The organism is Kitasatospora sp. NPDC056327 (assembly GCF_042261735.1).
GTDB lineage: Bacteria > Actinomycetota > Actinomycetes > Streptomycetales > Streptomycetaceae > Kitasatospora.
This window is the reverse complement of sequence record NZ_JBHJRC010000096.1, coordinates 16,482-27,219: the sequence shown is the minus strand read 5'-3', so window position 1 is coordinate 27,219 and position 10,738 is coordinate 16,482. Positions and strand designations below refer to the sequence as shown.

Sequence of the window (10,738 nt, the reverse complement as noted above, 5' to 3'; positions counted from 1 at the left end):
CAGCGATCCCGTCGGCGGGGCTCTTCGCATCCCGGGCGGCGGCCCGCCGGCGCCCGGGAGGGGCCGCGCCGGGGTGCCCGGGGTGCCCGGATCAATCGATTTCGTCCCGCGCCGCAGGTCATGTAATGTTGTCCCCGCAACGCCCCGGCGGCAACGTTCACCAGGGCGAGCGCTCATAGCTCAACGGATAGAGCACTTGACTACGGATCAAGAGGTTGCAGGTTCGAATCCTGCTGAGCGCACCAAACCCCGCAAGGCCGGATCCGTCCGGCACTTGCGCTCATAGCTCAACGGATAGAGCACTTGACTACGGATCAAGAGGTTGCAGGTTCGAATCCTGCTGAGCGCACCAGCGAGAAGCCCCCGGCCACCGGCCGGGGGCTTCTCCGTCGTCCGGGCCCGACCGGCCCCTTCCGGCCCGGGCCGGATCAGCCCAGGTCGGTCCGGTTGATCCAGGCGACGTCCCGGTGGTCCAGGAACCACTCCGAGGAGGTCAGCGGCCGGGCCCGGTTGAAGGTCTCCGGCACCGGGTCGTGCCGGATCCGGTCCGGATCGGCGCCCAGGCCGGTCAGCAGCGCGGTGAGCGAGGGCGCGAGGTCCGGCGGACCGCTGAGGTGGACGTCCCGGCCGGAGCAGTCGCCCCCGCAGGCCAGTGCCTCGCGGGCCAGCGTCTCGCGGACCAGGGCGACGGCGCCGTCCCGGCCCTCCGCCGGGCCCGGTGCCGCGAGCAGCACCCGCAGCCGGGTGAGCCGGGTGAGCAGCCGCTCGACGCAGGGCAGGCCGTACTGCTCGGTGCCGTTGCGGGCGGCCAGCACCAGGGTGACCTCCCGGCCGGGCGCGTGGACGGCCAGCTGTTCCAGCAGGGCGCGGATCTGCCCCCAGCCGGTGCCGCCGGCCACCGCCAGCAGCGGGCGGTCCGAGGCCGGGTCGAGCACCGCCCCTCCCAGCGGGGGACCGAGGCGCAGCAGCTCGCCGGGCGCGATGTCGCCGACCAGTGCGGTGCTGAGCCGTCCGCCGGGCACCCGGCGGACGTGCAGTTCGAGCGTCCCGTCGCGCCGCGGCGCGTTGGCGATCGAGTAGGGGCGCCACACCCTGGGCACCCGCGGGCTGCTGAGCGTGAGGTACTGGCCGGGGACGAAGGGGTAGTCGCGCATCGGGGTCAGGGTGAGGACGGCGATGTCGGCGGCGGGCCGGCGGCGGGCGACGAGTTCGGCCTCCCACCAGGCCGGCGTCCCCGGCGGGACCTCGGCGGCGGCGCCGGTCATCACCCGGGCGATCACCGCGTAGGCCTCGGTCCACGCCCGCTCGGTCGCGGGTGTCCAGGAGTGCCCGGAGCAGTGCCGCAGCGCGGCGACCAGGCTGGCCCCGACGGCGGGGTAGTGCTCGGGCGCGGCCTGGAACTTGCGGTGGTCGCGCCCGAGCGCGCGCAGGTAGCCGGTGAGCCGCTCGGGTTCGCCCAGCCGGAGCACGATCGAGGTGAGCGCGGCGAGGAGCCGGTCGCGCTGCTCGGACATGTCGTGGGGGAAGAGCGGCCGCAGCCCGGGGTTGTGCGCGAACAGGTGGGCGTAGAAGTAGGTGGCCAGGTGGTCGGCGCGGCGCTCGACGACGGCGAAGTTCGCGCGGACGACCGCGGGGTCGAAGGGCACCGCGGCCCGCCTAGCGCCGGTACTGGTGCGCGGAGGTGAGGGCCTGTCCCATGGTGTCGCTGATCACGCCGTAGAGGGCGGTCCAGGACGCCTCGGTCTCCTCGGTCCAGGCGTCGCCGGCGTGGTGCGCCAGGGTGGCGAGCAGGCTCTCGCCGACGGCGGGGAAGTGGTCGACGAGCGCTCCGTAGCCGGCGTGCCGGGCACCGAGGTCGCGCAGGACGCGCTGCAGCGTCTCGGTGTCGTCGAGCCTGGCGACCAGGGTGCCGAGCGCGGCCCAGAGCAGGTCCCGCTGCTCGTCGATGTGCTCGGCGAACAGGTCCCGGACCGCCGGGTGGTGTTCGAAGAGGTAGTCGTAGAAGTACCCGGCGACGGCGACGCCGTGCGGTTCGACCAACGCGAAACTGCTCTTGATGAGAACGGGGTTGATGGTCACGGCCCCCGACTCTACTGAGCGCTCCGGCAATTCGAACAGGGTTGGCCGGTGAATCGTCGGCACCGGTCGGTACCGGCCGGCCGGCGCCGCCGGATTCCTCGCGATACCCCGTGATACCCCGCCTAATGGATGAAATGCAGTCCTTTCGGGTACATCCCGTCCTGCCGGTCGGAGGGCCGCCAATCGGGTGCCGTGCGGCCGATAGCGCAAGTGTCGCGGTATGACCGGCCCAGGATCGTGATTCCGTTTTGTCTGATCTTGTGTCCAGACTGCCCGGCCACCCAGGCCGTCCGGCAGCCGATGCGAAGGAGAGCCGGATGAACCGACAGTTCCCGGCTGCGGCCGTCGCCGCCGCGGTCCTGGCAACCGGGCTGCTGGTCGGCTGGAACCCGCCACCCTCGGCCGCCCAGCAGTCACCCGGCACCTGGAGCGCCGAACGGCGCGCGGTGCTGCCCTCCGGGCTCTCCGTCCGGCTGGATTTCTCCGCCGCTCCGGGGGTGGCCGCCGAGGCCGCTCCGGGGGAATTGGCCGGACGTTCCGGAATCAGCGGTTCCACCGCGTCGTACGCGGACGGGATCCGGCCCGGTGATCCCGCGCAGACCTTCCGGATCTCCGAGGACCGTCCGCAGACGGACGGTTCCTGGCGGACCGTCGGAACGCTGCGGCTGGAATTCTCCCGGCCCGTGCGCAATCCCCGGCTGCACCTCAGCGGACTGGCCGGAACCAGCACCGGGAAATCCGGTTCCACCGTCACCGGGACCCGGCTCACCGTGACCGGCGGCTCCCCGGCCGCCCCGTCCCTGGTCAACCGCACCGACTGGCCGGGCTGGACGGTCGGCGGCAACGCACTCGCCCCCGCCCGGGCGGCGGCCGGCACCGACGGCGGGTCCGGATCCGTTGCCGGCGGCAGCCTGGAACTGGCCGGCACCCTCCGCTCCGCCGTCTTCCGCGTCGAGCAGCGCTCCACCGCCGGGACGGGGAGCGCCACCGCCGCCCCGGCGGCCTCCGGACCGCTCGTCCAGGCCTACACGGTCACCCTGGACGAGGGGGTCGGCACCGCGCCGCAGGGCTACGGCAACGCCTCCCACCTGCTGTCCGACCTCTTCCTCGGCGGGGACGCCGGAACCCGGGGCGCCCGGCCCGACGCCCGTCCGGCCCTGCTGTTCCGGGGCGCCGACGCCGGCCGTGCGGACGCCGGCGGTGCGGACGGTGCCGGGAACCGCGCCCGGGGCGAGGCCGCCCCGCCGCCGGCGCTCCAGCCCGGCCGGGGCGACTACCAGGGCGCCGACCCGGCCGTCGGCTACCCCGAGGAGGCCGAGGCCGGCCGCCCCTACCGGCTCGCCGTGCCCGTCGAGGTGGGCGACGCGCCCGCCACCCTGGTCGGCTGGGTCGACTTCGACCACAACGGCCGCTTCGACGCGGCCGAACGCGTGCAGACCGGGATCGCCCCCGGCGAGCGCAGCGCCACCCTGGGGTGGACCGTCCCCGGCAACGCCTCCTCCGGGGAGACCTGGGCGCGGCTGCGGATCGGCCGGGACGCCGCCCAACTGGTGTCCGCCGACGGCTTCGCGGACTCCGGGCAGGTCGCCGACCAGCGGATCCGGCTGACCGTCGGAGCCGTCCGCCCGGACATCGCCCAGCCCGCCGACGGCAGCACCGTCACCGAGGCGCGCCCCCGGATCTCCGGCGAGCGCGCGGCGTCCGGGGCCACCGTCGAGATCCGCGAGGGGGACACCGCGCTCTGCCGCGCCCGGGCGGCCCGGGGCGGCGACTGGTCCTGCCGCCCGGACGCGGCCCTGGGCGACGGCCCGCACACCCTGACCCCGGTCCAGACCGCCGGCGGTGGTGCGGTGCTGCGCGGCGAGCCGGTGCGGATCACCGTCCGGACGGCGCCGCCCGGCGTGCCCGTGCTCACCCTGCCCGAGTTCACCAACGACCCCGGCCTCCAGCTGACCGGCACCGGTGAGCCGGGCAGCACCGTCATCGTCACCGACCGGCCGTCCGGCGGTGCCGACGGCCCCGGTGGGCCGGGTGCGTCCGGCGGCGAGGAGAACGACCTGTGCAGCACGGCCGTGCGGGCCGACGGCGGCTGGTCCTGCCTGCCGGTGGAGAACCTGCCGGACGGGCGGCACCGGCTCACCCCGGCCGCCGCCGACCTCGCCGGGCACCGGACCGGCGGGCAGCCCGTGGAGCTGGTGGTCGACACGGTGGCGCCGGACCGCCCGGTGCTCACCGCCCCGGCCGCCGGCGAGACCGTCCGGTCCGCCCGGCCCCGGCTCGCCGGGAAGGCCGAGCCTGGCGCGGGCGTGCTCGTCACCGCGGGCCCGGACCGCGACGGCGCCGCCGCGCGGATCGTGGCCTGCGGCGCGACGGCCGCCGTCGACGGCAGCTGGACGTGCACGGCCAACCGGGACCTGGCGGACGGGGAGCAGTGGCTCGTCGTCACGGCGACCGACCGGGCGGGCAACGGGACGGCGGCGGAAGCGGTGGAGGTCCGGGTCGCGAGCGGCGTCACGCCGGTTCCCCCGGCGACCCCGGCGACCCCGGTGCCGGGCACCGGGCCGACGGCGGCCGCGTCGGTACCGCCGGTCGGCACGTCGCCGTCCTTCCCGGTGGCCTCGTCCGCGGCGACGGCCACGGCCTCCGCCGGCGCGGCTCCCACGGGCACGCCGGCCCCCACGCCGCCGGTGTCCCCGACCGGGGCGGCGACGGCTCCCGCGGTTCCCACACCGTCCGTGTCCAGCCCCGCGGTTCCCACACCGTCCGTGTCCAGCCCCGCGGTTCCCACGCCGTCCGTTGCCGCGCCCACCACGCCGGCCCTGCCGTCCCCGACCCTCCCCCTTCCGTCCCCGTCCGCCTCCGTTCCCTCCTCGTCGCTGCCGCCGTTCCCGACCTCGGCCCCGACCGTGGCTCCCACCGCGGACCCGACCCGGATCGCGACCGCGACCCCGGCCGTGGTGCCGGTCCCCTCGTCCGGCGCCGAGCCCGGGTGGGGGCCGGTGCCGGACGGGCTGCTGCCGATCGTGGTGCCGCCGGTGGGCGGTGCGGCGGTCCGGCCGGTGCTGCCGTCCCCCTCGCCGACCGCGGCCCGTCCGTCGGCGACCGGCTCCCCGGTCCCGTCCCCGGCCCACTCCCCGGCCCGGAGCGCCGTCCGGAGCACGTCGCCGGCCCCGGTGGCCCCGGCCCCGTCCTCCTCACTCCCGACGCCCCCGGCCCCGACCGCCCCGAGCCCGAGCCCGAGCCCTTCGGCGACGCCGCCGTCCGGGCAGACCGCCGCCCCCTCCACCGCCCCCTCGGTGACCCCGGCCGCCGTCCCCGCTCCCGGCGAGGACCGGGACCGGCCCGACCGGGGGCCGGCCGCGCCGCCCGAGCGCGACCGGCAACAGGCCGCCGGCGCCGCGGATCCGGCAGCGGAGGCCGAGCCGCCGTCGTCGACGGCCGCGGACCGGCACCGGTCGTACGGCTGGCGCGGCGCGCTCGCCGGGGTCCTGCTGCTGCTCACCGGGATCGGGCTGATCGCGCGCCGGGCACTGGCCCGGGAGACCGGCCACCGGCGGAGCTGAACCGCCCCACCATCCGCTCATGTGCCTGCGCGTCAGGTCGGGCTTCAGATGATTCGTCAGCAAATGTCGACACGCAGTACCTCAAATGTCGCATTTGATGACGTATGAACTTAGCCTGACTCTGGCACTGCCCGTCAGATCCGGGCCGCCCGTTGCGCGACACACTGAACCTGAGGATCCGTGCATGGACGTCACCCGCGATTCTTCGCAGCGACCCGACCACCTGCCCAAGCCCCTCCCCCCGGGGTTGCCGGAACGTTCCGCCTTCGGAGCCAGCCCGCTGGCCGGGGCCGGACGGACGCCCCGCCCTGCCGAGCCGGCCGACCACGGCCCGGCCACCACTCCGATCGTGGTGGTCCCGGGCCCGGCCGGCGTCCCCGTCGACCTGCGCGATCCACTGGAGACGGCGGACCCGGCGGACACCCTGGCCCGCACGGCGCTGATGGCCCCGCTCACGGAGGCCGAGCCGGAGGCCGTCCCGGCCGGGACGGCGACCGCCGTCACCTCGCGCCGCCCCCCGCGCGCCGACCAGACCCTCCGCGAGCACACCGCCGCGGCCCTGCCCGGCTGGGTCGCCCTGCTGGGACTGCTGCTCGGCACGGCGGCCGTCCTGCTGGTGCTGCTGCGCGACGGTGTCATCCCCTACTGGGACGCCCTGCCCGACCTCCGCACGGCCGCCGCCCTCGACGGCCGGGCCGAGGTGACCGCCCGTTCGGTGACCGCCGTGGCCGTCGCCGGACTGTTCGTCGTCCTCTCGCTCGCCGGACTGCTGGCCAACGCCGGCGGCGAGACCCGGGTGCTCACCCGCTGGGGCCGCTACCGGGGCACCGTCCGCCGCACCGGCCTGGTCTGGGTCAACCCGCTGCTGCGGCGCCGCCGGGTGGACGTCCGGCTGCGGCACTGGCGCAGCGAGCCGGTCAAGGTCGTCGACCGCACCGGGACGCCGATCGTCGTCCGGCTGCTGATCGTGTGGCGGGTGAAGGACACCGCGCGCGCGATGCTGGCCATCGAGGACCACGAGAGCTACCTGCGGGAGCAGGTCCAGGCGGTGCTCACCCGGACCGCGTCCACGCTCCCCTGCGACAGCAACGCCGCGCCCGGCCCGGCGCTGCGCGACGGCCAGTGGTTCGCCGACGAGCTGACCAGGGCGCTGGCCGCCGAGGTCGCCCCCGCCGGCCTGGAGGTCTACTCGGCGCAGCCGCTCGCGCTGGAGTACGCACCGGAGGTGGCGGAGTCGATGCGCCGCCGCCGGCTCGCCGACCTGGACGCGGGCCTGCGCACGGTGCTGGTGGACGACGCGGTGGAGGCGGCCGCGCTCGCCGTGCGCCGGCTGGAACGCGCCACCGCGCACGAGCTGGACGAGGCCGCCCGGAGCGCGCTGATGGAACAGTTGCTGGTCGCCTTCGTCGCCCCGGCCGGAGTGGCCGCCTCGGTACCGTCCCCGGCCGCCCGGGCCGGGCGGAAGGAAGGACGACCGGCATGAGGATAGCCACCGGCACGGACACCGGACTCGCGTTCGCGGAGGGCGGCGGGGACAGCGGTGGGGACGGCAACGGGGGGAGCGGCGGCGGCGACGGCACCGGTGCGGCGCTGATCGGCTTCGAGGAGAGCCTCGGCAGCATCCCCGCCGTCGAGGGCTGCGCCTGCCCGAACTGCGCGGCCCGGCCGCGCACCGCGCGTACGGCTGATCCGCACGGCGGGGGCCGAATACACCGGGCGGTGCGCAACACCTGCCTGGCCACCACCGTGCTGGCGGGGGCCGGGGCGGTGGGCCTGACCGCCGGTGCCGGGGCCGCGCACGCCGCGCCGGGCAAGCAGGGGTGGGACGGGTCCAGGTACTGGTTCAAGAACGGCAGCGGCGAGTGGCGCTACACCAGCCACTACGCCGTGTACACCAAGGCGGTCGGGGGCGCCACGGCCGGCTCCGGCCAGGTGTCGCCGGACGCCGGCAAGGGCTCCGGGGGGTCCGGCGGATCGGGGGACTCCGGCGTCTCCAACGGATCCGCCGGTGTGCGGCAGGGCTGGGACGGGTCGAAGTACTGGTTCAGGAACGCCGCCGGCGAGTGGCGCTACACCAGCCACCGCGACGTCTACCTGAGCCGCACCGGCCAGTCCGCGGGGGGCACCTCCTCGCAGGCCGGCTCCGGCGGGACCTCCTCGGAGGCGGTGCGCTCCACCGGGCGGACGGAGTCGGCGATCGACTACGCGCTCGCGCAGCTCGGCAAGCCGTACGTGTGGGGCGGCAACGGTCCCTCCGGCTACGACTGCTCGGGCCTGGTCCAGCAGGCCTACCGGCGGGCGGGCATCTCCCTGCCGCGGGTGGCCGACGACCAGTACGCGGCGACCACGCCGATCACGGCGGGGCAGCTGCGCCGCGGTGACCTGCTGTTCTGGTCGGACAGCGGCCGGGCCTCGGGGATCCACCACGTGGGGATCTACCTGGGCGGGGGGAAGTTCGTCGAGGCGCCCCGGCCGGGGAAGACGGTCCGGGTGTCGACGGTCAGCAGCGGTTTCCGCCCGACCCACTTCGGCCGCCCGTAGCGGGCCCGCCCGGTCGGCGGGCACCCGGCGGGAACGCCGGGGCCGCGCCGTCCACGAGCGGGTGGGCGGCGCGGCCCCGTCCGGCCCCGGCCGGTCAGGCGGAGGCGTCGTCCAGCAGCGCGGTCTGGGCCGGGGTCAGCTCCAGCGCGGCGGCGGCCAGCAGCGGCGGGAGCTGGCCGGCGGTGCGGGCGCTGGCGATCGGGGCGGCGACCGTCGGCCGGGCGGCGAGCCAGGCCAGGGCGACGGTGGCGGGCTCGGCGTCCAGCTCGGCGGCGACGGTGTCGAGCGCCTGCAGCACCTTGGGACCGCGAGGGTCGTCGAGGTAGCGGCCGGCCCCCTCGGCGCGGGCGCTGGCCACCCCGTCGCCGCCCGGCCGGTACTTGCCGGTGAGGAAGCCGGAGGCCAGCGCGTAGTACGGCACGGTGGCGAGGCCGTGCGCGGCGACCGTGTCGGCGAGCGGGCCCTCGAAGGTGCCGCGGGAGACCAGGTTGTAGTGCGGCTGGACGGCGACGTAGGGGGCGAGGCCCTCCCGCCCGGCGAAGGCGAGCGCCTCGGTGAGCCGCTCGGCGCCTATGTTGGAGGCCGCGACGGCGCGCACCTTGCCCTCGCGCACCAGCGCGTCCAGCGCGGTGACGAACTCCTCCACCGGGGTGTCGTCGTCCTGGTGGGTGTAGTAGAGGTCGATGTGGTCGACGCCGAGGCGGCGCAGCGAGCCCTCGGCGGAGGCCTTGATGTTGGCGGCGCCCAGTCCGCGGGCCCCGGGGTGAAGTCCGACCTTGGTGGCGATCACCACGGCGTCGCGGTTGCCGCGGCTGCGGAGCCACTTCCCGATGATCGTCTCGGATTCGCCGCCGGTGTTGCCCGGGACCCAGGAGGAGTAGGTGTCGGCGGTGTCGACGAAGTTGCCGCCGGCCGCGGCGTAGGCGTCGAGGACGGCGAAGGACTCGGCCTCGTCGGCGGTCCAACCGAAGACGTTGCCGCCGAGGGAGAGCGGGAAAACCGAGAGCTCGGAGGTGCCGAGCTGCACGTAACGGGGGGCGTCGCTGCGGGAATCGGTCATGGTCCGAGTCAACCCGATCAGCCGGGGGGTCATTCCGTGATCGTGCCGTACTTCACACGGTTGTCGTGCGTCCGTAGCGCCCCGTAGCGCGGAGTCCGGGTGTCGGGGCGGTCCGCGGATTCGTTAGAGTCCCTGCCATGGCTGACAACGAGTACGACCCCGCCGGCAGCACCCAGATGTTCCGTGCCTTCGTCGAGGAGAGCCCGGCACCCCAGGCGCCGGGCTCCGTCAACACCTACGGCAGCAGCAGCAACGGCGGCAGCAGCCGCACCGGTCTGATCGCGGTGATCGCCGTGGTCGCCCTCGCGGTGCTGGGCGCCGTCGTCTGGCTCGCCGTCAAGTAGTCCCCGTACGACGGAATGCCTGGCGGACGGAGGGTCCGCCGAAGCCGGTCCACCGGTCCCTGTTCCCTCAGCAGGGCTTCCGCCAGGCGTCCAGTTCGAGCTTCTTCTGCATCGAGCTGAAGCCCAGGCCCTTGGTCTTGGCGCAGAACCGCTCGGTGCCGAGCTTGTACTCCACGTGGAACACCGCCTTGCCCGCCTGGATGAACGGGGAGAGCCGGGCGCACTCGTCGAACTGCGCGCACTCCTCGTTCACCGCGAAGTCGAAGTCGCCCAGCAGCGCCGGGACCTGCTCCAGGTCGTTCTTCAGCCCGATGGCCAGGCCGCGCTCGTGGGCGAGCGTCGCGAGCATGCGGTTGTAGCGGAGCTGGTCGTCCGCGGTGAGCGGGAAGCCGCTGTTCTGGTTGTAGGCCTCGATGGTGTCCGGCTCGACCGCGTCGAAGCCCTTCTGCCTGCACATGTCGAAGCGCGCCGCCATGAGCGGCTTCAGCTGGTCGAGCTTGCGGATGTCGAACCACTTCTCGCCCTTCCAGCCGTTGCCGGAGCCCTGGAGGGCCTGGGCGAAGGCGGCGGAGTCGGGTCGGAAGTCCTCCCACGAACCGGCGTTGATGTAGCAGATCACCTTGCGGCCCTTGGCGTGCAGGGCCGCCACCACGGAGGCGTCGGTCTCGAAGCCGTCGATGTCGTAGACCGGGACGTCGACGGACTGGTCGACCGAGCCGCCGAGTTGCCACTGCCAGGCCAGGCCGGGGGCCGGCTGCCAGCGGGCGCCGGTGGCGCCGGGCTTGCCGGTGGCGGCCGGGCCGGGCGGCGTGGCGGGGGTTCCGGGCGTCCCCGGTGAGCCGGGAGTGCCGGGTGCCGCGGGGGTGCCCGGCGTGCCCGGGGTACCGGGCGGGGCCGTCGGCGTGCCGGGGGCGGGCGGAGTGCCGGGGGTCGTCGGCGTGCCCGGGGCGGCGGTGGCGGACGGGGTGCCGGGGACCGTCGGCGTGTCCGTGGCGGCCGGGGTGGTCGGGGTGCCCGGCACGGGTTCGGCGGTGGCCGCCGGGGGTGGGGCGGGGGTGGCGTCGGCCGAGGAGTCGTCCTCGTCGTCCGAACCGGAGCTGCTGCACGACGTCGCCAGCAGCGCGGTGGCGGTGGCGAGTGCGAGGACGGCC

Annotated in this window: 8 protein-coding genes and 2 tRNA genes; 6 read left to right on the top strand and 4 right to left on the bottom strand. The window is 75.6% G+C overall.

Annotated elements, in window-relative coordinates:
- The first annotated feature begins 169 nt into the window (after positions 1-169).
- Together ACFCX4_RS16555 and ACFCX4_RS16550 are read left to right on the top strand one after the other, a co-directional pair.
- Positions 170-245 (top strand) — tRNA-Arg (locus ACFCX4_RS16555).
- Between the two features lie 31 nt (positions 246-276).
- Positions 277-352 (top strand) — tRNA-Arg (locus ACFCX4_RS16550).
- Positions 353-428: 76 nt separating this feature from the next.
- On the opposite strand, the gene ACFCX4_RS16545 is transcribed toward ACFCX4_RS16550, so the two are convergent.
- Complete coding sequence (locus ACFCX4_RS16545; RefSeq protein ID WP_376142933.1) at positions 429-1,646, bottom strand: globin domain-containing protein; 1,218 nt, start codon at positions 1,644-1,646, stop codon at positions 429-431.
- A gap of 10 nt (positions 1,647-1,656) precedes the next feature.
- Positions 1,657-2,079: a globin domain-containing protein gene (locus ACFCX4_RS16540; protein WP_376142931.1), complete on the bottom strand. Its 423-nt coding sequence runs from the start codon at positions 2,077-2,079 to the stop codon at positions 1,657-1,659.
- Between the two features lie 317 nt (positions 2,080-2,396).
- Between ACFCX4_RS16540 and ACFCX4_RS16535 the strand changes: the two genes are divergently transcribed.
- The 3 genes from ACFCX4_RS16535 (at position 2,397) to ACFCX4_RS16525 (ending at position 8,183) form a co-directional block, all read left to right on the top strand.
- Positions 2,397-5,642 carry an Ig-like domain-containing protein gene (locus tag ACFCX4_RS16535; RefSeq protein ID WP_376142929.1) on the top strand — a complete coding sequence of 1,082 codons (3,246 nt, stop codon included), beginning with the start codon at positions 2,397-2,399 and terminating at the stop codon, positions 5,640-5,642.
- Between the two features lie 184 nt (positions 5,643-5,826).
- Positions 5,827-7,125 (top strand): SPFH domain-containing protein, encoded by a 1,299-nt coding sequence (locus ACFCX4_RS16530; RefSeq protein WP_376142927.1) that lies wholly within the window; start codon positions 5,827-5,829, stop codon positions 7,123-7,125.
- Positions 7,122-8,183 (top strand): C40 family peptidase, encoded by a 1,062-nt coding sequence (locus ACFCX4_RS16525; protein ID WP_376142925.1) that lies wholly within the window; start codon positions 7,122-7,124, stop codon positions 8,181-8,183. The genes ACFCX4_RS16530 and ACFCX4_RS16525 overlap by 4 nt, the downstream gene beginning before the upstream one ends.
- A 94-nt stretch (positions 8,184-8,277) precedes the next feature.
- Here the strand turns inward: ACFCX4_RS16525 and ACFCX4_RS16520 are convergent, their stop codons facing one another.
- A complete protein-coding gene (locus ACFCX4_RS16520; protein WP_376142923.1) occupies positions 8,278-9,243 on the bottom strand; it encodes an aldo/keto reductase in 966 nt (321 codons plus the stop codon).
- A 137-nt stretch (positions 9,244-9,380) separates the two neighbouring features.
- Here ACFCX4_RS16520 and ACFCX4_RS16515 point away from each other — a divergent pair, with 137 nt between their 5' ends.
- Entirely contained in the window at positions 9,381-9,587 is a 207-nt protein-coding gene (locus tag ACFCX4_RS16515; protein WP_376142921.1) for a hypothetical protein, read from the top strand.
- Positions 9,588-9,654: 67 nt separating this feature from the next.
- On the opposite strand, the gene ACFCX4_RS16510 is transcribed toward ACFCX4_RS16515, so the two are convergent.
- Entirely contained in the window at positions 9,655-10,608 is a 954-nt protein-coding gene (locus tag ACFCX4_RS16510; protein ID WP_376142938.1) for an endo alpha-1,4 polygalactosaminidase, read from the bottom strand.
- Positions 10,609-10,738: the final 130 nt, after the last annotated feature.

Bases quoted from the DNA above. Each gene is read 5' to 3' on its own strand.
- ACFCX4_RS16520 (WP_376142923.1), bottom strand. From the start codon at position 9,243: ATGACCGATTCCCGCAGCGACGCCCCCCGTTACGTGCAGCTCGGCACC.
- ACFCX4_RS16515 (WP_376142921.1), top strand. From the start codon at position 9,381: ATGGCTGACAACGAGTACGACCCCGCCGGCAGCACCCAGATGTTCCGT.
- ACFCX4_RS16525 (WP_376142925.1), top strand. From the start codon at position 7,122: ATGAGGATAGCCACCGGCACGGACACCGGACTCGCGTTCGCGGAGGGC.
- ACFCX4_RS16530 (WP_376142927.1), top strand. From the start codon at position 5,827: ATGGACGTCACCCGCGATTCTTCGCAGCGACCCGACCACCTGCCCAAG.
- ACFCX4_RS16535 (WP_376142929.1), top strand. From the start codon at position 2,397: ATGAACCGACAGTTCCCGGCTGCGGCCGTCGCCGCCGCGGTCCTGGCA.